Annotated in this window: 18 protein-coding genes; 9 read left to right on the top strand and 9 right to left on the bottom strand. The window is 59.4% G+C overall.

Features of this window, described 5'->3' with window-relative positions; genetic code table 11:
- Nucleotides 1-2 precede the first annotated feature (2 nt).
- The 4 genes from VB144_02540 (at nt 3) to VB144_02555 (ending at nt 4,272) form a co-directional block, all read left to right on the top strand.
- Nucleotides 3-986, top strand: a complete 984-nt coding sequence (locus tag VB144_02540; protein ID MEA4882534.1) for an ABC transporter permease — start codon at nt 3-5, stop codon at nt 984-986.
- A gap of 11 nt (nt 987-997) precedes the next feature.
- Nucleotides 998-2,134 carry an ABC transporter permease gene (locus VB144_02545; protein MEA4882535.1) on the top strand — a complete coding sequence of 379 codons (1,137 nt, stop codon included), beginning with the start codon at nt 998-1,000 and terminating at the stop codon, nt 2,132-2,134.
- 67 nt (nt 2,135-2,201) lie between these two features.
- Nucleotides 2,202-3,224 carry an ABC transporter ATP-binding protein gene (locus tag VB144_02550; protein ID MEA4882536.1) on the top strand — a complete coding sequence of 341 codons (1,023 nt, stop codon included), beginning with the start codon at nt 2,202-2,204 and terminating at the stop codon, nt 3,222-3,224.
- Nucleotides 3,214-4,272, top strand: a complete 1,059-nt coding sequence (locus VB144_02555; GenBank protein MEA4882537.1) for an ABC transporter ATP-binding protein — start codon at nt 3,214-3,216, stop codon at nt 4,270-4,272. The genes VB144_02550 and VB144_02555 overlap by 11 nt, the downstream gene beginning before the upstream one ends.
- Before the next feature lie 97 nt (nt 4,273-4,369).
- Here VB144_02555 and VB144_02560 read toward each other — a convergent pair whose 3' ends face one another.
- From VB144_02560 to VB144_02575, 4 genes are all read right to left on the bottom strand, one after another.
- Nucleotides 4,370-6,103: an NADH-dependent [FeFe] hydrogenase, group A6 gene (locus tag VB144_02560; protein ID MEA4882538.1), complete on the bottom strand. Its 1,734-nt coding sequence runs from the start codon at nt 6,101-6,103 to the stop codon at nt 4,370-4,372.
- Between the two features lie 24 nt (nt 6,104-6,127).
- Nucleotides 6,128-9,184: an NADH-quinone oxidoreductase subunit NuoF gene (nuoF, locus tag VB144_02565; protein MEA4882539.1), complete on the bottom strand. Its 3,057-nt coding sequence runs from the start codon at nt 9,182-9,184 to the stop codon at nt 6,128-6,130.
- Between the two features lie 37 nt (nt 9,185-9,221).
- Complete coding sequence (locus tag VB144_02570) at nt 9,222-9,716, bottom strand: NAD(P)H-dependent oxidoreductase subunit E (protein MEA4882540.1); 495 nt, start codon at nt 9,714-9,716, stop codon at nt 9,222-9,224.
- A gap of 283 nt (nt 9,717-9,999) precedes the next feature.
- Nucleotides 10,000-12,288, bottom strand: a complete 2,289-nt coding sequence (locus VB144_02575) for a sigma 54-interacting transcriptional regulator (GenBank protein ID MEA4882541.1) — start codon at nt 12,286-12,288, stop codon at nt 10,000-10,002.
- 151 nt (nt 12,289-12,439) lie between these two features.
- Between VB144_02575 and VB144_02580 the strand changes: the two genes are divergently transcribed.
- Nucleotides 12,440-13,351: a diaminopimelate dehydrogenase gene (locus tag VB144_02580; GenBank protein ID MEA4882542.1), complete on the top strand. Its 912-nt coding sequence runs from the start codon at nt 12,440-12,442 to the stop codon at nt 13,349-13,351.
- Nucleotides 13,352-13,364: 13 nt separating this feature from the next.
- Here VB144_02580 and VB144_02585 read toward each other — a convergent pair whose 3' ends face one another.
- The 3 genes from VB144_02585 to VB144_02595 all read right to left on the bottom strand — a co-directional run bounded on the left by VB144_02585 (nt 13,365) and on the right by VB144_02595 (nt 17,073).
- The gene (locus VB144_02585; GenBank protein ID MEA4882543.1) at nt 13,365-15,344 is read right to left on the bottom strand and encodes a sensor domain-containing diguanylate cyclase; all 1,980 of its coding nucleotides are present in this window, start codon (nt 15,342-15,344) and stop codon (nt 13,365-13,367) included.
- Between the two features lie 136 nt (nt 15,345-15,480).
- The gene (locus tag VB144_02590) at nt 15,481-16,674 is read right to left on the bottom strand and encodes a cation:proton antiporter (protein MEA4882544.1); all 1,194 of its coding nucleotides are present in this window, start codon (nt 16,672-16,674) and stop codon (nt 15,481-15,483) included.
- Nucleotides 16,675-16,701: 27 nt separating this feature from the next.
- Nucleotides 16,702-17,073 carry a hypothetical protein gene (locus VB144_02595; protein ID MEA4882545.1) on the bottom strand — a complete coding sequence of 124 codons (372 nt, stop codon included), beginning with the start codon at nt 17,071-17,073 and terminating at the stop codon, nt 16,702-16,704.
- Nucleotides 17,074-17,243: 170 nt separating this feature from the next.
- Here VB144_02595 and VB144_02600 point away from each other — a divergent pair, with 170 nt between their 5' ends.
- The gene (locus VB144_02600) at nt 17,244-18,563 is read left to right on the top strand and encodes a homoserine dehydrogenase (protein MEA4882546.1); all 1,320 of its coding nucleotides are present in this window, start codon (nt 17,244-17,246) and stop codon (nt 18,561-18,563) included.
- Between the two features lie 56 nt (nt 18,564-18,619).
- Nucleotides 18,620-19,318, top strand: a complete 699-nt coding sequence (locus VB144_02605; protein MEA4882547.1) for a cyclase family protein — start codon at nt 18,620-18,622, stop codon at nt 19,316-19,318.
- Here VB144_02605 and VB144_02610 read toward each other — a convergent pair.
- Complete coding sequence (locus VB144_02610) at nt 19,237-19,878, bottom strand: flavin reductase family protein (GenBank protein MEA4882548.1); 642 nt, start codon at nt 19,876-19,878, stop codon at nt 19,237-19,239. The genes VB144_02605 and VB144_02610 overlap by 82 nt on opposite strands.
- A 137-nt stretch (nt 19,879-20,015) precedes the next feature.
- Between VB144_02610 and VB144_02615 the strand changes: the two genes are divergently transcribed.
- Nucleotides 20,016-20,345 carry an alpha/beta-type small acid-soluble spore protein gene (locus tag VB144_02615; GenBank protein ID MEA4882549.1) on the top strand — a complete coding sequence of 110 codons (330 nt, stop codon included), beginning with the start codon at nt 20,016-20,018 and terminating at the stop codon, nt 20,343-20,345.
- 93 nt (nt 20,346-20,438) lie between these two features.
- Here VB144_02615 and VB144_02620 read toward each other — a convergent pair whose 3' ends face one another.
- Nucleotides 20,439-21,251, bottom strand: coding sequence for a formate/nitrite transporter family protein (locus VB144_02620; protein MEA4882550.1), 813 nt, complete (start codon nt 21,249-21,251; stop codon nt 20,439-20,441).
- Nucleotides 21,252-21,544: 293 nt separating this feature from the next.
- On the opposite strand from VB144_02620, the gene VB144_02625 reads away from it, so the two are divergent.
- Complete coding sequence (locus tag VB144_02625) at nt 21,545-22,417, top strand: LysM peptidoglycan-binding domain-containing protein (protein ID MEA4882551.1); 873 nt, start codon at nt 21,545-21,547, stop codon at nt 22,415-22,417.
- The last annotated feature ends 228 nt before the right edge of the window (nt 22,418-22,645 follow it).

Raw genomic sequence — 22,645 nt, forward strand, 5'->3', positions numbered from 1 at the left:
CGTTGGCCGGCTATGTCCTACGGCGCGTTCTCTACGCGATGCCAACTCTGATACTCATATCGATAGTGTCCTTCATAATCATCCAGCTGCCTCCGGGAGATTTCCTTACGTCGTACATCGCTCAGCTCAGTCAGACCGGCCAGACCGTGGATGAGGCCGCGATCGCGTCATTAACCAAGCGATACGGTCTTGACCAGCCGATGCACATACAGTACTTCAAATGGATGTGGGGCATGCTGCACGGTGATTTCGGCCAGTCCTTTGAGTGGAACATGCCTGTTAGTTCGCTGATATGGGAAAGACTGGGGCTTACAGTGGCGATCTCCGCTGCAACTATGCTGTTCACGTGGGCAGTGTCCTTCCCGATAGGCATCTACTCAGCGACTCATCAATACTCGTTTGGAGACTACTTTGTTTCCGCAGTTGGGTTCATCGGCCTGGCGACCCCTTCTTTCATGCTAGCCCTGATACTTATGTGGTTCGCGTACTCACATTTCGGGCAGAGTGTTGGCGGACTCTTCTCGCCCGAGTTCATGGAAGTCGGCTGGAGTTGGGCGAAATGTGCGGATATGCTGAAGCATCTGTGGATCCCGGTCATCATCATAGGTATGAGCGGCACAGCCGGCCTCATCAGGACGTTAAGAGCCAATCTCCTCGACGAGCTGGGCAAGCCCTACGTCGCCACAGCCAGAGCCAAGGGAGCGCCTGAGCGAAGGCTGCTCTACAAGTATCCTGTGAGGATCGCCATGATCCCTTTCATCAGCACAGTAGGATGGTCGCTCCCCACTTTGATCTCGGGCGAGACTATAACCTCAGTTGTGCTCAGTCTTCCCACAACAGGGCCGCTGCTTCTCAGGGCGCTTCAGAGCCAGGACATGTACCTGGCAGGCAGCTTCCTGATGCTTCTCAGCTCCCTTACGGTCATCGGGACTCTTACATCCGACATTCTGCTTGCCTGGGTGGATCCCAGGATCAGGTACGAGTAGGAGGCGAGCGCATGCGCGACGACAGGGTCCCCGTGCCGGGAGAGGAAGGCGAATTTGAGGGCGACGAGAGGATTTATGTGGCGTCTCAGTGGCAACTGACATGGTGGAAGTTCAGGAAGCACCAGCTCGCGAAGGTCAGCGGCATACTCCTCATCCTCATCTACCTGTCTGCGATATTCTGCGAGTGCCTGGCGCCTTACGATCCCAACACCTATAGCGCAGCGTGCATATACGCCCCTCCGCAGCAAATGCGCTTCGTTGACAGCCAGGGCAGATGGCACTGGAGGCCCTTCGTATACGGGTATCGAAGAGAGATCGACCCCGACACTCTGAGGAAGGTGTACATGCCAGATGAAGGCAAGATATACCCTATCTACTTCTTCACCAGAGGACAGCCCTACAAAATGTGGGGCTTCTGGCAGACTGACGTTCACCTCATGAGCGTTAAGGAAGGAAGCCTGTTCCTCTGGGGCGCCGACAGGATGGGCAGAGACCTGTTCTCCAGGGTGCTCTACGGATCGAGGATATCCACTTCAATAGGGTTGATCGGAGTGTTCATAAGCTTCGTCCTCGGAGTCATGATAGGCGGGTTTTCCGGCTACCTGGGAGGGGTATTCGACGTGATCGTCCAGCGCTTGATCGAGTTCCTCCGGAGCATCCCCACCACGCCGCTGTGGATGGGTCTGAGCGCTGCCCTCCCGCCACACTGGCCCCCTCTTCGGGTATACTTCGGCATTACAGTAATACTGTCCCTGATGAGCTGGACCGATCTGGCTAGGGTCGTAAGAAGCAAGTTCCTCTCTTTGCGAGAGGAGGAGTTTGTGGTGGCTGCAAGACTAGCAGGCGCCAGCGAATTCAGAATTGTGTTCCGGCACATGGCGCCGTCGTTTCTGAGTCACATCATCGCTTCCATCACCCTTTCGATCCCTGGGATGATCCTCGGAGAGACCAGCCTGAGCTTCCTCGGACTTGGACTGCGTCCGCCCGTCGTGAGCTGGGGTGTGCTGTTGCAGGAGGCTCAGAACGTGAGGTCAGTCGCCCTGGCGCCCTGGCTGCTGCTGCCGGGGCTGATGGTGATCGTAACGGTGCTGGCGTTCAACTTCCTCGGAGATGGACTCCGCGACGCGGCAGACCCGTATTCCAGGTGACATGACACAGCAGCAGCCAGGCCAGGTAAGGCCAACTCAGGTAGGGCCAGGTAAGGCGGGAGATGCCATGCATGACGAGTTGCTAGAGGTTGACGACCTCAGAACATATTTCTTCCTCGACGAGGGCGCCGTGAAGGCGCTCGACGGCGTGAGCTTCACGGTCAGGCGAGGAAGAACCCTGGGCATAGTCGGGGAGAGCGGGTGCGGAAAGAGCGTGGCCGCCCTATCTATCCTCAGGCTCCTGGGGCATAAGGGCAAGATCGTGAGCGGCAGCGTGAAGCTATACGGAGATGAATTCGGGCCGTTGGGCCATGTGGACCTGGCCAGGCTCAATCCAACCGGTCCCAAGATGAAGGCCATCCGCGGCAAGGACATCGCCATCATATTCCAGGAGCCGATGACATCCTTCTGCCCTGTCTACTCCATCGGCAACCAGATCATCGAGGCCATACTGCTCCACCAACACGTCCGCCCCGAGCAGGCCAGAAGCCGCGCCGTCGACATGCTCCGAAAGGTGGGCATTCCCCAGCCCGAACTGCGAATCGACGAGTATCCTTACCAGCTCAGCGGCGGAATGAGGCAGAGAGCCATGATCGCCATGGCCCTGTGTTGTCATCCCAAACTCCTCATAGCCGATGAGCCCACAACAGCGCTCGACGTGACCATTCAAGCCCAGATACTCGATCTCATGCGTTCACTGCAACGCGAGTTCGGGATGGCGATCATGCTGATCACACACAATCTGGGCGTGGTGGCGGAGATGGCGGAGGACGTGATCGTGATGTACCTCGGCCGAATCGTGGAGCGCGGCCCGGTGGATGAACTCTTCCACAACCCGCTGCACCCGTATACAAGAGCACTCATGAAGTCCATTCCGAGAATGGGAAGCGGCGCGAAAGGACGTCTTGAGTCCATAAAGGGAGCGGTGCCCGACGGCTACAACATACCTCACGGGTGCTCGTTTCATCCAAGGTGCCCCGAGTACCGGAAGGGGCAGTGCAATATGCGTGTTCCTGTACTCGCCGAGATGTCGCCGGGCCACCAAGTAGCCTGCTTGCTGTTCGGGGAGGTGAGCGCAGATGGATGCTGACGCCCTCGTGCAGGTGCGCAACTTGAAGAAGCACTTCCCCATTCGCAGAGGGGCCTGGAAGAGAGTCGCCGGATGCGTGAGGGCCGTGGACGATGTTAGCTTCGATATAAGGGAAGGGGAAACGCTCGGGCTCGTGGGCGAGAGCGGTTGCGGCAAGACCACCGCCGGGCGGTGCATACTGCGGGCCATCGGTCCCACAAGCGGAAAGATCCTCTTCAGGCGGAGGCGCGACGAAGAGCCCGTTGATCTGGCAGCACTGAACAAGAGCGAACTCAGGGCGGTACGTAGAGACATGCAGCTTGTGTTCCAAGACCCCTACTCCTCCCTCAATCCGCGCATGACCGTCAAGGATATCATAGGCGAACCGCTCCTAGTTAACAGAGCGGCCAGGGGCGCAGAACTCGACGCGCGCGTGGCCGATCTCATGGAAAGGGTGGGGCTCAGGCCCGAGTATATGGCGAGATATCCCCATGCTTTCAGCGGAGGTCAGAGGCAACGGATCGGAATCGCGAGGGCCTTGGCCCTCAACCCGAAGCTGATCGTATGCGACGAGTCAGTGTCGGCTCTCGACGTGTCGATTCAGGCGCAGATACTCAATCTCCTTCAGGATCTCCAGGATGAGCGCCGTCTGACGTACCTGTTCATCGCCCACGACCTCAGTGTCATCGAGCACATAAGCGACCGAGTGGCCGTGATGTATGTTGGTAAGATAGTGGAACTAGCCGAGTCGTCCGAGCTATTCACATGTCCCAAACACCCATATACTGAAGCCCTGCTCTCCGCGGCGCCGAAACCGGATCCCCGGCTCAAGACCGCTCGTATCCTGCTCCAAGGAGAGGTGGCGGATCCGGCCGACCCGCCATCGGGATGCTACTTCCATCCGCGATGCGCCTACGCCAGCGAGATCTGCAGCAAAGAAGCGCCCGAGTTGAGAATGGTCGGCGCGCGCGCCAGTGGCGCCGGCATCGGAGGCGGAAGCGAGCGCCTCGTAGCCTGTCATCTCGCGGAAACTCTCGAGCTGGCTGGGATGGGCGCGTCGCGCGAGTGATATGGCAGTATAGACGACCACGGGAACGGGCACGCCTGAAGGCGTGCCCGTTCATCAGTTCTTCGCACGTATCGTACTGCCGCGCGACTCCCCATCGCTACACGGTTTTCCACTTTCCGCGCGCAACGTAGTGCGTGTGCAGCAGTTCGTGGGAGCGCTCTCCCAGCGGAGCCTTCAAGAACTCCTCGTATAGCTGCTTGATTGCTGGGTTCTCATGGGACTTCCTCATGGGCATGCCCCGGTCGGCCTGATATGTGGCCGCGATCCGTTCCAGCCGCCTCTCGGTGTTGGTCCCGATGGGCTGCCCGCCTCCGCCGATGCACCCGCCTGGGCATGCCATGATCTCGATGAAATCGTAGGCCGCCTCGCCTGAGCGCACCCTGTCAAGGAGCTTGCGGGCGTTTCCGAGGCCGTGGGCCACCGCAACGCGAACGGTTGTGCCTGCCAGGTCCACCTGCGCCTCCTTGATTCCCTCGAACCCTCTCACCGCTTCGAAATCCAGCGAGGGCAGTTCCTTGCCTGTGACCACCTCGTACACCGTTCTGAGGGCCGCCTCCATCACACCGCCGCTGGCGCCGAAGATCACGCCTGCACCAGTGCTTATGCCCAGAGGAGCATCGTAATCCTCGGGTTCAAGGCATGACACGTCGATCCCCGACTCCCGTAGCATCCTGGCGAGCTCGCGGGTGGTAAGCACGGCGTCGACATCCTTGTAGCCGGAGGAACGCATCTCAGGCCTCTCGCACTCGAACTTCTTCGCGGTACATGGCATGATCGAGACCACGAACACATCCTTCGGGTCGATTCCGGCCTTCTCAGCGTAGTAGGTCTTGGCCAGGGCGCCGAACATCTGCTGAGGCGACTTGCACGTCGACAGGTTCGGCAACATCTCAGGGTAGAAGTGCTCGATGAACTTGATCCATCCAGGGCTGCAAGAGGTGATCATGGGCATTGCGCCTCCGTGTTTGATCCTCTCGAGCAGCTCGTTGCCTTCCTCGATGATTGTTAGGTCAGCTGTGAAGTCGGTGTCGAACACCCGGTCAAACCCGAGCGCCCGCAGGGCCGCTACCATCTGTCCGGTCACGATGGACCCTGGAGCAAGCCCGAACTCCTCGCCAAGGGACACCCTGATGGCGGGGGCAGTCTGGACCACAACGTGCTTCTTCGGGTCTGCAAGCGCGTCCCACACCGTTCGCGTGGAATCCACCTCAGTCAGAGCCCCGGTTGGGCACACAAGCACACACTGGCCGCAGTTGGTGCAGATGGCCTCTCCAAGAGGCAACTCGCCTGCTGGGCTCACCACGCTCGCGAACCCGCGACGAGCGAGGCCTATGGCCGACACTCCCTGCACGTTCTCACATACCGATATGCACCTGCGGCAGAGGATGCACTTGTTAGGATCACGGACAATCGACGGCGACGAGCGGTCAACAGGGTGCTGTCCCTTCTCGCCCTCGAATCTTATCTCCCTGATCCCCATGGACTCCGCCATGCTCTGCAGTTCGCAGGATCCACTTCTCGTGCACGTAAGGCACTCATATGGGTGGTTCGAGATAATGAGTTCCAGCACCGCACGGCGGGCGTCCCGCACCGTCTTGGTATTGGTGTGGACAACCATGTTCGGAGCAACTGGAGTCACGCACGAGGCGGCCAACGTCCTGGCGCCCTCGATCTCCACGACACACATACGGCACGAACCTATCACGTTGATGTCCTTCAGGTAGCAGAGGGTGGGGATATTCACGCCCGCCTGCCCCGCAGCCTCGAGAACGCTAGTGCCGGCGGGTACCGTGACTTGGCGCCCGTCTATGGTGAGAGTAACATCGCCCATTCGTATCACTCCATTCTCGCGGTCTTAGGACTCGCGGACATCGCACTGGAAACAGCGCGACGCCTCCGCCACCGCCATATCCTCGGAGAGCCCAATCTCAACCTCTCTGAAGTTCCGCTGCCGCTCCGATACGGGTATCTCAGGCATGACACATCTTCTGCACTGCTCCTCAATGAGAGTGCCCACAAGAGCCCTGTCGGCATCGTCGCTGATCGCCTTCGCCTCAACCCACGAACTCCCGCCGAGGAACTCGTCGATTCTCATCGCCACGTCCCTGCCTGCACCTATCGCGCCAACCACACTCCATGGGCCGGTCACGCAGTCGCCACCGGCGAACACCCCTGGGATGCTCGTCTCCATGGTCTCGGGATCAGTGACCATCAGCCCGGATTTCGTAGTAAGCAGACCCTCCTGCCCCGGCGCTGCCACAGGCATGAACCCGCCCTCAACCGCCTGTCCGATCGCGGGTATCACGGAATCCACATCAATCACGAACCGCGAGGCCTCAACTGGGACTGGGCGTCTGCGCCCTGACCTATCGAACTCCCCCAGTTTCATCCTGACGCACTCCATCTGGGCCACTCGGCCGTCGCGCCCAATGATCTTGGTAGGCGCGGTGAGGCAGTGGATCTGGATCCCTTCCTCGATCGCAGCTTCGATCTCAACTGGGTCAGCAGGCATGTCAGCCTGTAGCCTCCTGTAGATGATGTGCACCTCGGATGCGCCCAGCCTGAGAGCAGTGCGGGCAGCATCGATCGCAGCGTTTCCACCGCCCACGACCGCTGCCTTCTTCCCGACCTTGGCCGGCTTGCCCAGAGCCACATCGCGGAGGAAACCCACTGCTGGATAGACCCCCTCGAGCTCCTCGCCGGGAACACCAAGTTTCTGATTGCCATGAGCGCCGATTGACACGAATACGGCATCGTACTCCGCCCGCAGCTGATTGAAGGCTACATCCTTCCCAACCTTGGTGTTCAGGCGTATCTCAACGCCCTCGTGGACGATCGCGTCGATCTCCGTCTGTAGCATGTTCTTGGGCAGTCGATAATCGGGAATGCCTACCGCAAGCATGCCGCCCGCAACGGGCAGGGCCTCGAACACGACAGCCTTGTGTCCGAACTGGGTCAGGTAGTGAGCCGCTGAGAGACCTGCAGGCCCTCCACCTACTACAGCCACTCGCTTGCCAGTTGGAGGCGCTAACTCAGTCTTGTAGCCGTGCCCATGGGAGATCTCCCAATCGGCTGCGAACCTCTTGAGCGCCTTGATCGCCACAGGCTCGTCGAAGGTTCCACGCCGGCACTTCGATTCGCACGGGTGATCGCACACTCTGCCGCAAACCGCGGGGAATGGGTTGGTGGCCCTGATCATCGCCACAGCCTCGTCGAACTTCCGCTCCTTGATCAGAGCGACGTACCGCGGGACATCGACACCTGCTGGGCACGAGTTCTGGCACGGTGAGTAGAACAGTGTCGCACAGGAAGATGCAGGGCACTTCTTATGCCTGATGTGCTCGTCGTACTCATCGCGGAAGTATCGGATCGTTGACAGCACTGGGTTCGGCGCGCTCTGTCCGAGTCCGCACATGGCTGTGGCCTTGATCTGCTCACCTAGGTCGATGAGGAGTTCCACATCGCCCTCGCGCCCACGACCTTTCGTTATCCGGTCGAGAATCTCAAGCATCCTCTTGGTGCCGATGCGGCATGGAGCGCACTTCCCACACGATTCGTCTTGGATGAACTGCATGAAGAACTTCGCCAGATCCACCATGCATGTGTCTTCGTCCATGACGATGAGCCCTCCGGAGCCCATCATCGTGCCTAGCTCTTTGAGAGATTCGTAGTCAATCTGCGTGTTGAGGAACTGAGCGGGAATACAACCGCCCGACGGACCGCCGGTCTGAGCGGCCTTGAACTTCTTACCGTTGGGTATCCCGCCGCCGATGTCGAAAATGATGTCGCCTAGAGGAGTCCCCATGGGAACCTCAACAAGGCCGGTATTGTTTATCTTCCCAGCCAAAGCGAACACCTTTGTTCCCTTGCTTGTGGCCGTGCCGATTGATGAGAACCACTCGGCCCCGCGGAGGATGATCGGAGCGATGTTGGCATTGGTCTCAACGTTGTTGATCAGCGTGGGCTTGCCCCAGAGCCCGGCGACCGCTGGGAACGGCGGCCTAGGCCTTGGCTCACCGCGGCGGCTCTCAATGGAGGTCAGAAGAGCAGTCTCTTCGCCGCACACGAAAGCTCCAGCGCCAACCCTGATATCGACATCGAAGTCGAACCCCTTGCCGAAGATATCGTGCCCCAGCAGCCCATACTCCCTGGCCTGCTTCATAGCATGCTGCAGGTGGGCCACCGCCAGCGGGTACTCGGCCCTAACATAGACGTAGCCCTGGTTCGCCCCTACTGCGTACCCGGCGATGGACATCGCCTCGATGATCGAGTGCGGATCGCCCTCAAGCACCGATCGATCCATGAACGCGCCTGGGTCACCCTCATCCGCGTTGCACACGACGTACTTAGGCGTGCCAGTGGCCTTGTAGGTGAACTCCCACTTGAGCCCGGTAGGGAACCCTGCGCCGCCGCGCCCACGGAGGCCGGATTTCTTGATGGCATCGATCACCTGCTCGCGCGTCATCTCTGTCATGGCCTTGCCGAGAGCAGCGTAGCCATCCCGCGCGATATACTCATCGATGTTCAGAGGATCTATCACTCCGGTGTTTCTCAGAGCTATCCTCTCTTGCCTGCTGAAGAAGCCAATGCCCTCCTGGGTCTCTACCTTCTTCCCCTCGGTGGGATCCTCATAGAGAAGCCTCTTCACTATGCGCCCCTTCACTAGATGCTCAGTTACGATCTCCCTGACGTCTTCAGGCGTAACCTTGCGGTACAGAACCCCTTCTGGGTAAACCACAACAATCGGGCCAAGGTCGCATGGACCCATGCACCCGGTCACTACCACCTGTATCTCTCGCCCGATGCCGGCGAGCGCGATCTCCGCCGTGAGCGCCTCCTGCACCGCCTTGCACCCGGAGGATATGCACCCAGCGCCGCCGCACACCAGCACGTGCGCCCGAACAAGATCCATTCGTATTCCTCCCTCGCACAGTAGGTATGGAGTAGTGCTAAGAGTATTTCTTCAGAATCGTGGCCACGCGGTCAGGCTTCATCCTGGCGAATATGTCTTCGCCCACAGTCATCACAGGACCAAGACCGCACGCGCCCATGCACCTCATCACCTGAATCGAGAAAAGACCGTCTGGAGTGGTGTCGCCAGCCTTGATTCCGAGAACACCCTCGACCTTATCGAGGATCTTGTCGCCTCCCCGCACGTAGCAGGCGGTCCCAAGGCACACGCCGACTTGGTGCTTGCCCTTTGGCTTGGTAGAGAACAGAGCATAGAACGTGATGACGCTGTACACGTCGGCCATTGGAACATCGAGCCCCGCAGCCACCCTCTCCTGGACCTCCATGGGAAGGTAGCCAACTACCTGTTGGACCTCATGAAGGCACGGAATGAGAATGCCGCGTTGACCACTGTACTTGGCGATGATCTGATCCACCCGGCTCCACTGCTCGGGCGTGATCTCGCCGGCGCACTTGCATTCAGCGCAACCCATAGTCCCCAAAACCTCCTCCGCAGACCATACGAACCTCGAAACTCCATTGCATGTTTCGTGCCAATTCCGGATGCCCCACATAGGCCAGCCCAGAGCGGGTTGAAGCAATGCCCCGCTCAACCGCATGATGCATCCTTGCATCGTTAGTGATGCCTTTCACGTGAGTATGCGTGCACGTTGTATACAGAATACGTCACTACGCACTGCTACCGAAGGTTCCAGATGCACAAAGGCGGCTCTTCCACTGCCGATGCTGCCGCGCATTACCAGATGCGAACCTGCATCAGCCCCGGTCAGGTGCGTCGTGTTTCAGGTATTTCTGCATCTTCCGCACCACCGTTGACTGGTTCACTCCGAGCGCTCTTGCCATCGAGTAGGTGCTTCTGCACGATTCGGAAGCACGCTCTACAAGCTGCCTCTCTACCTCTTCCACGGCCGTGCGAAGTGGCACAACCTTCGAGATCTTCACGCCAATGTCCTCTACGCAGAACCCACTCCTGATCTGCTCCGGAAGGTTGCCTATCCCGACCACGCGCTGATCCACCGTAACCACCAGAAACTCAATGGCGTTCTCCAGCTCACGAACGTTTCCCGGCCACGCGTATCGTTCCAGCGCCTCACGGGCCTCCCGGGATAGCTCGCGCTCGCGTCCGTGCTTGGCGTTGTATTTCTCGAGGAAGTGGTAGACTAGGGGGGCGATGTCCCCAACCCGATCTCGAAGCGGCGGTATGTGGATTGGGATCACGTTCAGCCTGTAGTAGAGGTCGTTCCTGAAGAGGCCCTCCCTCACCGCCCGCTCCAGATCTCTGTTGGTTGCAGCCATCACGCGGGCATCCACCTTAACCTGTTTCGTGCCTCCCACCCGGACAAATCTCCTGTCCTGCAGCGCCTGAAGCAGCTTTACCTGAAGCCCCATCGGCATTTCGGAGATCTCATCGAGCAGCACCGTGCCGCCTGAGGCTAGCTCGATCAGGCCGGGTTTGCCTTCCTTCCGCGCGCCCGTGAACGCGCCTTCCTCATACCCGAATAGCTCAGATTCCAGCAGAGCCTCGGGTATGGCGCCACAGTTTATCTTCACGAACGGACCGTTTGCCCGGTTGCCAGTGCGATGGATGTACCTCGCAACGACCTCCTTGCCAACGCCGGATTCGCCGGTTATCAGAACGGTTGAGTTCACATTGGATATCTTGTGAATAAGCGCAAGAATCTGCTCCATCGCTGGGCTGTAGGCAACCATGTCGAGCGCATCCGCGCCTGCCTCGAATCCCGAGGTTCCGACCGGAACCCCTCCGCCAAGAGCGACTTCGCATCCATGCTGTCCCTTTCCAGCCGTCGCCTCAGGCCGCTCGGCTCTTGCCCTGATGAGGTGAGGTAGGCACGCCCCCGCATCTGCACGGCCCATGGCAACTGCACAGGCCTTCTCCCGGCAGGATGAGTAGCCACACGCCCCGCAGTCTAGTTCGTCAGCTGAGGTAAGTCTCCCCATGGAAACCAAGGCGGCTCGAATATCCGACTCGGACGGAGGCTTCCCGTCAAGGGCCAGAGGAGCGAAATCCCTGGCCACGACGATGTGCTTCGAAAACACGGCCTCACTTCTGTAGGACGTTTCCCTCACCGACGCCACGTACCTCGAAACCGCCTCGCGCCTCTCCCAAGTGGAGCAGGCGCTGGGGTAACCCGCTCCTTCCATGCAGCTCACGCAGAACGACAGGTGCACCACCGCCCCGCCGAGTCGATTCGCGGCGATTGCGTCCAGAGCCTCCAAGCATGCATCCCTGCCAGCTGCCGCAATGATCCCGGGAGGCGCCTGAGACTCGATCAGCCCAAGAGCGCGGATCAGTCCCTGTGGGAAGTCAAGCTCACGCCCTGGCCCCCGGGCCATGACGTCCGGTGCAGATGGCTTGCACTGCTCTGGATCTATGCCGTTCTTCTCGAACATGTGTGAAAGATCCGAATATAACAAGGCTACATCCGGACTGCCGTTAACGCCAGATTCTGACAATTCCAGTTTGGCGGCGGGACACGGCCCTATGAACACAACCCTTTCCTCTCCGGCAGCCCTCGCAGCCCGCGACGTGGCTGTCATCGGCGAGACCACTGGGGCGAGCGATTTCGCAAGCTCCGGTCTGTGCAGCTCGATCAGGGCAACGGCTGCGGGGCACACGGAGCTGATCACCACATCGCTGCGGCGTCCAGCTGCCCCAATCCACTCCCTGTACGCCGGCAGGATGAGTTCTCCACCGAGCGCAGCCTCCCAGACCGAAGCGAAGCCAAGCTTACGCATTGCCCCAATGATGCGCTCAGGATCGACCGTGGGAAACGCGCCTGCAAAGCCAGGCGCCACAATGGCAGCAGTGTGGCCCCTGCAGATCAGGTTCTCCGCCATTGCCGAATCATCGGCGATCTGCTTGGCGCCGGAGTGGCACACACGGACGCAGTTGCCACAGCCTATGCACTCCCCGCTGATGACCCGAACAACGCCATCCTGCAACTCCAGAGCCTTCACTGGGCATGCTCGGACACATGCGTAGCATTGCCTGCACTTGTCGTCGCACGTGGTAATAAGCTGCAATGACCTGCCCTCCAGTCTCGCGGCGGCCTGATGCGAATTCGCATCGGCGCCCTGAGGACATTATACCATGGTCCCCAATACGACGCAGCCAGCCTTGGCCCGCTGTGCTATAATCCGTATATGCATCCACAGTTGGGAGGTTGGAGATCACATGCAGCGGACAAGGGTGGCAGTAATCGGATACGGGAATGTCGGGCGAGGTGCAGCAGACGCCGTAGCTGCATCGCCCGATTTCGAGCTCGCGGGGATCATCCGCCGCCGCGCAGCGAGTGGCGAAACGCTTCACGGGCAGGGCTGGGAAGCGCCCGCAGTTGAGAGAATCGCAGACCTAGGAGGCGCCATCACAGGAGCCCTGGTGTGTGCCCCAACCCGCGAGCTTGCCAGGTCGGAGAAGGCGCTTCTGGAAGCGGGAATAAGCACTGTGGATAGCTTCGATGTGCACGGCGACGCCATGCTCGCCCACAGGGAGGAGCTTATTCCGTGGGCACAGGCAGGAGAATCGGTGGCGGTGATCGCGGCTGGTTGGGATCCCGGCGCCGACTCCATGGTCCGGGCTCTCATGGAGGCCCTGGCCCCAAGCGGGATAACCTACACCAATTTCGGCCCTGGAATGAGCATGGGCCATTCGGTCGCAGTCCGCGCCATTCGCGGAGTGGTGGATGCTATATCCATTACCCTCCCGGCAGGCTGGGGCAAGCACCGCCGAGCCGTGTACACGGTCTCAGACGGCAGTAGGCCTTTCCAGGATATCGAGTCTGAGATACGCCATGACCCATATTTCGTCCACGATCAGACCGACGTATTCCAGGTAGAGTCGATCTCTGGTCTATTCGACACCGGCCATGGAGTGGTGATCGATAGGAAGGGAACATCTGGCGCTGCCGCTAATCAGATACTCAAGTGGGAACTGCACGTGTGCAACCCGGCGTTCACGGGGCAGACCATGCTCGCCGCGTTGAGGGCTGGACTCAAACAGAGCCCGGGGGTGTACGCCATGCCTGAGCTTCCCGCCGCCCACCTGCTGCCCATTTCGATAGAGGAGACGATAAGGCGACTCGTGTGATCCTATCCTCGGCTCATCCCAAAGCGACGCGGTTCTTGCCGCCTCGCTTTGCTTTGTACATAGCACAGTCGACAGCCTTAGTGAGCTCATCGACCGTCGCGCCAGCAACCGGATACGACACGACGCCAATGCTCACAGTGGTGGTGACAGGCTCTCCATCTATGTGCAATGGTGAGTTCTCGACACGGGTCCTTAGGCGTTCAGCCATTATGGCGGCATCTCTTAGATCAGTATCGGGGAGTATCACCATGAACTCGTCGCCAGCGTACCTCGCCGCGATATCCGACTTGCGGATGATGGCTTCGACAGATCGAGCCAGCTCCTTGAGGTGAAGGTCTCCATAAACATGCCCGTACCTGTCGTTGACGAACTTGAGCGAATCCGAGTCGAGCATAACTAGGGACACAATCCCTCCGCGCCTCTTTGCCTGCTCCATTTCCTTCTCGAGGATATCGCCGAAGAACCTGTAGTTGCCAAGGCCCGTAAGGTCGTCGGTAAGGGACAACTCGCGCGCCCGCTGGTAGAGCCTTGCGTTCTCCACAGCCACTGCGGCAGTTGCGGCAATTGTGGTGAGAAGCTCCAGTTCCGCCTCGCCGAAGGCGTTGGCGACATAGCTCTGCGCGGATATCGCTCCGATAACGCGCGAGCCAATCTTCATCGGAACGATCAGTATAGATCTGGTGTTGCCATCTTCCACATTGCCGATATTGATAGAGCCCTCCACCGCGCCACCCTGAACCGAGCTAACAAGGATCGGCTCTCCGCTCATGATCACTCTGCCAGTAAGCCCAACCCCCACCGGGTGTCTCTCGATCGGATACCGTTCGCCCCTGTCCATGGCAAAGGCCATTTCGAACTCGCCCTCCTTCGCGTGATACAAAGCGACGAAGAACGCCTCGGCCATCAGGACCCGGCTGACCTCACGGTAGATCTTCTCGAACAACGCCTCGGGCTCAAGCACGGCCACAATGCCATGGGATATCTGGCTCAGAATCGACAGGTACTCCTCTCTCCGTCGTGCATCCTCCAATAGCCAGATATTCGCCACAACCACACTCAGCTGCTTGGCCAGGGATTCCAGGAACTCCCGATCCTCCGCGGCGAACACGGCGCCTTCCCGGGTATTCCCGAAGGAAATCGCGCCCATGAGTTCGGAACCAGCGAACAGGGGCGCCGCTAATGCGCTTGATACTCCCGCCTCAATGAACTCAGGTATACTGCCTGAGTCGGAGCGGTAATCGGCAGTGATAATAGTAGTCCGTAGTTCAATGGCACGACCGATGGCGCCATCCCCCGGTTCGATGAAGCGGCCCTGAACCGCGCTTGGCGCGTTCCGGGATGCGCGAACCATGAACCGGCCTTGCCTGTCCCTGAGCGCAATCAGACCTGCGCTCACCTCAAGCACAGCAAGTCCACCATCCAGAATCAGCTCAAGCGTTGGAGTCAGCGCCAATCCGGAGCCTATCTCCCTTGCGATATTGGCGACCACCCTATCCCACCGAGCCTGCCTCTCCACACGAGTGCGTTCGGCCTCAACCCATGCCACCGACCGCTGGAAAGCCTGGGCCAGAAGGCCTATCCCACATGATGCGAACACCAGGAGCGCGCATCTGTAAGGGAGAATCCAGGCAGGCCACATGCCAGATCGCCACGATGAGTAGCTGGCGCCGAAGTAGGCGGCCGCCATAATCATGCCCAGCGCGGAACATGGGATAACCGACTCGTGAAGGGAGGCCGCCACAAGAGAGATGACGAAAAGGAAGAAGGCATCACTCGCAAGCCCACCGCCAGAGTGCACGATCGTGGTGATGAGCAGGGTATCAATGGCGGCTGCGACCAGGCCCGCCCAGCGGAACCGGGGCTTGCATTCAATGGAACCGATGTAGATGGCCGCAGCGGCGGCAGGCACAACCGTGAGGATCAGCGAGGGTCTCGCACCTTTGGCCTTCATGGCGAACATGATGCAGGATAGGTAGACCACGGCCCTTAGCATGACCGTGCCTGCGTCAGAGACACGAGCTACGGAGCCACACTGAATCAGACCGGATCCCGAATGGGCCGGTCCTGCGCGCCTCGCATGGTCACGATCTGCTGCCATCCCACACCACCGCTGCCTTTCGCCCAGGTGATCAGGCCTTGACCGCCGATGCCTCTGGTAGCCGAATCTCGCCAGCCTTCTTGAGGGACATGACAACGATAGCAGGGCCGATCGCCTCGAACAGCAGAACTCCTGGAATGACCATCGATGCGATCATCTCGCTCTGTTCGGGCAGCGCCGCGCAGGCTGCAACTGCTAATGCCGCCGCAAGGCCGGCCTGTGGAAGCAGGGACACTCCTAGGTACCGACGCACTCCCCTATCAGCACCAGACAGCGCGGCGGAAATCCACACTCCAACGACCTTGCCAAGGGCCCTAGCCACAACGTACGCAAGGAAAAAACCAAGAGCGGCCCAAAGGGACCTGAACCTCACCGGCACTCCTGCCAGGCAGAACAGAAGCACGTATATGGGTGGAGAGAACCTATCGACAGCCGCAAACACCTTCCTGCTGCCAACCACCAGATTGGATACAGTTACGCCCAAAACCAGCGACGCAATGATTGGAGAAACATGCATCCTTCCGGATAGCCCCGAAGTGAGAAGGATGGACCCCAGCACAATTACAATGAGTTCATCAGCCCCTCGGGCGTACTTGACGAAGAAACCGAGGGCGATTCCTACGACCACGCCGACAACGGCTGAACCAAGCACCTCCCAGGCGGAGATGCCGATTACCCCTGTTAGGGTGCGGGAAACCACTCCATCGGGCAGCGCTCGCGCAACTGCAATTGCCATTGCGTACATCAGGATACACACCGAATCATTCATCGCCACCACCGAAACAAGAGCTTGCGTTAGGGGACCTTCGGACTTCTGCTTCCTGGCAATCATGATCGTGGTGGACGGCGCCGTCGCAGCAGCAATGGCCCCTAGGATGAGGCCGAGCCCAGTTGGCTGGCCGAGCAGATGCGCTGCTCCGGCCACGGCTGCCAGGCTCCCGACCGCCTGCGCGACCGTTATGCCAACCACGCTGCGTGGGAGAGCGCGAAGCCTCTCGACCTCCAGCTCGCCGCCTATTACGAATGTGATCAGGGCGAGGCCGATCTCTGCCACAAACCCGGCGCCGGCTGCGCTTATCGAGCCGCCCAGGCCTGGCCACGCATGCCCCAAAACCAGCCCAGCCACTAAGTAGCCTATGACAGATGAAAGGCCGGACCCGGAAGCTATTCTCCCGACCGCCAGACCTGAGAGCATGAGAACTCCAATGGCCAGAACACTGCTCATCCTGAATCTCTCCGCGAACCCTAGTCGTTATTGATCCGGGTCAACGTTGCCAGAGTGGCGTTTGGGGAACCCCACCGCTCTCCCTACTGGCACAGTGAACAAGAGCCCAGCGCCTGGGCGGGTCAGGTCACCCACGACGCTCTCCACAGCGCCGATAGCCTCATCAACCTTGTCGTCGGGAAGGAGAGCGAAAATGGTCCGGTTGAACGGTCGGCTTTCGTTTAGATGATGGCGCAGGGCTGCGAAGATTGGTATGGATGAGTTCCCTATCTCGGAAATGGTGCGCCCCATGCCTACACTTTCTATGCAGGTGGCACCGGTTATCCCGGCCCTGAGGAAGGCCGAAAAGAGGTCATCGAGGAAGGTCGTATCATTCAGTACAACGAACAGAACCTGCAAGTTCCTTCCCTCCAAGATGGGTGCAACTTCTTACTTAACTATAGTGCAGCCAGATATCGATGACAAGACATGCCTACAATATCGCAAGGAACCGCAGTGCACCATTGCCGCCCGTGTGAAGGTATTCCGCAGAGATGGGAGAATACACGACATTCAAATGAGCAAGGGCGGTGGACGCGACGCGGAACACGATAAACGTTGGAATGCTAGGTTTTGGAACAGTCGGCGCCGGGGTTTACAGGGTCCTGGCCGAAAACGCAGCAGAAATCGGCGCAAGAGTGGGGCGCCCAGTGCGCATCTCCAGGATACTGGTGAAAGATCCCACAAAGCCAAGGCCGCTCAGGTTCGATAGGTCCATTATAACATGTGATGCCAGTGATATCCTGTCGGATCCAGATATCGATATCGTCGTGGAACTTATCGGAAATTCGCATCCTGCACTTGAGTACACACTGCAGGCCATCGGAAATGGGCATCATGTCGTCACAGCCAATAAGGAGGCGATTGCGAAGTATGGCGACAGAATATTCCAGGCCGCAGCCTCTTCGGGAGTAGATGTAAGGTTCGAGGGCAGTGTGGCCGGCGGAATACCGATCATTCGCTCCATCGTCGATTCCCTGGCAGCGAACAGGGTGGAGAGCATTTTGGGCATAGTGAACGGCACTACCAACTTCATTCTCACTCAGATGACCGAGAATCACACGGAGTTCGGCGATGCGCTCTGCGAAGCTCAGCGACTCGGCTACGCCGAGGCCAACCCGAGCGATGACATTGAGGGCTACGACGCGGCCTACAAGACAGCCATTCTGGCCTCGGTGGGATTCTCCGCGCAGGTCGCCCCGGAGATGGTCTCCCGTGAAGGCATATCTCGCATCCACGCATTGGACATCGGGTACGCCCGGGACCTCGGATATGTGGTCAAGATGGTGGCCTGCGCAAGGAGGCGTTGCAGCGGCCTTGAGCTATGGGTGCGGCCCACTCTTGTGCATGAGGCCCATCCTCTGGCGTCTGTTGCCGGGGCTTACAATGCGGTAATGGTTAGGGGCAACGCATCAGGCGATCTCATGTTCTCAGGGCGTGGCGCGGGCGATCTTCCCACCGCCAGCGCAGTGGTTGGGGATATCGTGGAGATTGCCGAGGGAATCGTGCACTCCCGGGGTCCTCGCACATGGCGGTCGGCAGGCAGTCCGGCGCCAGTGTACCCCAATGACGAACTCGAATCCAGTTTCTACATCCGCACAGTGGTCGACGATTCCCCTGGAGTTCTTGCCTCCATTGCGGGCGTATTCGCAACACTAGGCGTAAGCCTGCAATCGGTGATCCAGAAAGGCAGGAAGAGGCCAGTCGATGTGGTGTTCATTACCCACCCTGCCAAACTCGGAGCTGTTCGGACAGCGGTGGATCAGATCAAGGCAGGCAGGTTTGTCCACGATGTTCCAGCCGTCATCCCAGCCCTCGATGATCCCGAGTGGCGGGGCGCCCTTAGCTGATCGGTCTGTTCCCGCCGGACCGCGTCAACCACGCAACACTAATTGGAGGCAGCGACATGTTCGAGAGTCTCATCGACATAACCCGCCCGCTTGATCCAAACACGCCGATATGGCCAGGAGACCCGGCAGTGCGCGCACTGCCCTTCCGTTCCATCCCAGCCGACGGAGCGAGGGTCACTCAGATCGAGATGGGCACGCACTCTGGAACTCACATGGACGCGCCCTCCCACTTCCTAGAAGGCGGCGCAGGTATCGACCATGCTCCACTCCAAGCCATGGTGGGGAAGGCTCTGGTGTGCGCGGTCGGCGATGAGCGCGGGCTGGTCAACCGCGCCGCGCTTTCGGCCGCACTTGGCAATGGCCACCTAAAGCGGCTGCTCCTCAGAACACGTTCCGTGGCACACCGCTCCGGAGCGTGGATAGACACTGATGCTGCGCTCTATCTTGTAAAACACGGAGTGCGCCTGATCGGCACGGAGGGGATGTCGATTGAGGCGCCCGATGGATCCGGCGCCGTTCACAGGGCGCTGCTAGGAGCTGGGATCGTGATCCTGGAGTACGTGGATCTGAGTCACGTGGAACCCGGCATCTACAACCTTATCGCTCTTCCCCTGCGCCTCACCGATCTTGATGCGGCGCCGTGCAGGGCGATACTTGCTTCTGTCGGGGCACACTATCGCCTTACGCGCCGTTCGCTCGGTTTCCTCCGCACGGAAAACCCGAAATGCCCAAGCTGCACGCCAACGGAGTGGTAGTGGCCATGCGCGTATGTGATGAGGCCGGCGCGCTCCAGGGCAAGTCGGCCATCATCTGCCACAAGCTCCGCCGACACCTGAACCGAAACGACCCTTGCTATGAACATCGTGTGTGAACCCAAGCCGATTGACTGAGTCACCACGCATTCGATGTTGAGTGGGCACTCCTCGATGATGGGAGGTCCCACTGCCTCGGCCTTTCCCGGGGTGAGGCCAGTTCGCTCGAACTTGTCAACGTCGCGCCCTGAGGCAACTCCGCAGTAATCGGTTGCCCATGTCAGCTCCCGTGTGGGCACGTTCACCACGAACTCGCCGGAGGACGCAATCAGAGCGTGAGAGTGTCTCTCAGGCCTTACCGACACAGAGAGCATCGGCGGGTCGCTGCACACTGTCCCCACCCAAGCCACAGTGATTATATTTGGTTTCACATCCTGATCTTTGCAGGTGAGCATCACGACTGGAACCGGCGAGAGAACGGTGGAAGGCTTCCATTTCAGCTTCTCGGTGTTTCCCCGAGTTCTTATGCCTCCCTGACTCTCGTCCGACGCTGTCCTGACCATTTCCGATTCACCTCAGTCCGGTTTTCCTGTGTACGCCCGCGCATTCCTTCTGTGACGTAATCTGCTAGCATGCGCCGGCCTGCAGCGGCCAAACTACGAATGCAACCGCAGTTCATGCGAGAAAGGAGGATACCTAGATGCCAAGACGGAGCAATAGGATTATGAACCCGCAGGCACGCCAGGCCCTGAACCAGATGAAATACGAGATAGCCAGCCAAGTAGGCGTCGACTATAACACAACCGGCGGGTATCTCGGAGACATCCCCGCCCGGGAAGCGGGCAGGATCGGCGGCCAGATGGTGAAGCAGATGATCGCCGCCGCTGAGCAGAGCTTGATCGGCCAGACCGTCGCCGGTGCGCAAGCCAGTTTCTCGCAGGCGCTTGGGCCCCAGAGTTCAACAGGCTACACTGGAGGCGCTGCCTCAGGCTTTGGGTCTCACACCAACCTCAATCTGCCGAGATCGTAAGCCTAGTTACCTCCTGAGCTGGCGCGGCATCCGCTAACCGGATGTATCGACCATCCAGAGACAACGCCCGGCCCAGTGCGGTCGGGCGCTGCACTACGCCCGGACCCCGTCGTGAGCTGGTGACTTACGCCGGATGTAGGCGATCCAGTAGGCAACCGCCACAAGCAGCCCACCCCCAGTTATGTTTCCCAACGTGACCGGTACGATGTTCCTGGCCATGCCGGACACGGCCTGCGCCGCCGGAGTTGAGTCAAGCATGAACCCCATGGGCATGTAGAACATGTTGGCGATGGAGTGCTCTGCCCCACACATCACGAAGGCCGACACCGCCATCGCGGTGGGAACGATGCGTCCAGTGACATCATCGGCTGCGTAGGACATCCATATTCCCATGCACACGAGCCAGTTGCATAGCACGCCGCGGAAGAACGCCTGCCAGATATCTAGCGACGCTTTCTTGTGGGCTGTCTCGATTAGCGCACGCGACAGTTCACCGTCTGCCGTACGCCACAGGCCTGTTCCATAGTAAAGCCACGCAACGAAAACCGCGCCCGCAAGGTTAGCCAGGTACACGATGATCCAATTTCGCAGCAAGGCGCCTGCTCGTATCCGCCGATCAAGCAGGGCGGCAATCATGAGTGAGTTTCCGGTGAACAGCTCCGCTCCACCGATAATGACCATGACGATCCCGATGGAGAACGCCAAGCCTGACAGGAGCCGGACTGCCCCTGGTCCGGCCCATGAGCCTAGCCCATTCGCCACAGTATTCGATGTGATAGCAGCTATGGCTATGAAGCCGCCGGCCAGGAAGCCTAGCATGGAGAGAGTTGTGAGATCGGTCGTAGCTTTGGTGATTCCCGAGTTCACAACTGCCTGACCGATCTCAGATGGGGACCTGTAAGACAATGGCTACACCGCCTTCCGGAAGATGACGACCCGGAGAATATCACACCAAATATCTCAGGACGCAGACTCCGTGTCAAGCCGTGGCAGACGTGGCGCCCGTGGCAGTGCCAGTGTCGGCCGCAGCAGTGTCAGAAGCACTCCCAAGAATAGCGCCAAACCGGGCAATGGTGCAGCTCCATCCATTGCTCCCTCCACTTTCCAAAGGGAATCCTGCATCTCTCTGGCGAATAGGCCAAACAAGAGGAAGCCCACCCCTTCCGAACCAGGCCTATCAGAGAAAGGAGTTGCAGGTATTGAGATCCAGAAATCACAGCATCAGATGCGCCCTCATCATCTCAATGGCCATGGCAGTAGTCATCGCCACAGCCGCAAGCGCGGCGTCAGCCGCTGCCGCCTACACGGTCAGGGAGGGCGACTCCTTGTTCCTCATCGCGCGCCGGTTCGGCACAACATCAAACAGCATCCGCTCAGCAAATGGGCTAGCTGGCGACTGGATCTACCCCGGTCAGGCACTGTATATTCCAAATGCTTCCCCAGGGCAGACCCAACCGCCGACCGGCTCCACCGGTCCTTCCGTTCCGCCCTCCCAATCTTCAACCACCTATGTGGTTCGAGAGGGAGACTCTCTTTACCTTATCTCGCAGCGGCACGGTGTAAGCATTGATGCGATCCGCGCGGCTAGCGGCCTCGCAGGCGATTGGATCTACCCAGGGCAGGTATTGAGGATCCCATCCCAGTCAGCATCGCGGCCTCCGTCGTCTCCGACCGTTCCAAGTCAGCCGAGCAATGATCGCTACAGCGCATCCGACACATACCTGCTGGCACAGCTCGTCACTGCAGAAGCAGGAGGAGAGCCATACGAAGGGCAAGTAGCCGTGGCTGCCACAGTGCTCAACAGGACTCGCAGTGGGCAGTATCCCGCGTCTGTATCTGGAGTCGTGTTTCAGGTGGTTGACGGCAGGTACTACCAGTACAGCCCTGTGCTTGATGGCCGCATTCGCAACACGCCGTCGGCATCGGCGCAGAGGGCAGTTCGAGATGCGATGAACGGGTCGGATCCGTCGTATGGAGCACTTGGGTTCTATAACCCGACGAAGACTTCGAACTACTGGGTGCGTTCGCGCACCATCACAAGGGTAATCGGCGAGCACGTTTTCTTCAAGTAACGCGAAAATACGGCAGCATGGCGCCCTAGCTGGAAGACGGGCCAGGGCATCCTCATATGACCTAACACACGCCATGCTGAGAAATTGCCGCCCCGGGCTTGGAGGGCCCCGGGGCGGTCCTCTTCATTGCACTACAATTCCCAATTGGCAGGTTAACATGACTCTGTCTATGTCAAGCGGCGCCGTCTGTTGACTCGAGAGGGTCTTTCCTGTACCATAGTTGTTTGC

It is taken from the genome of Clostridia bacterium (assembly GCA_034926675.1).
In the GTDB taxonomy this organism is placed as follows: Bacteria; Bacillota; DTU025; order DTU025; family DTU025; genus JAYFQW01.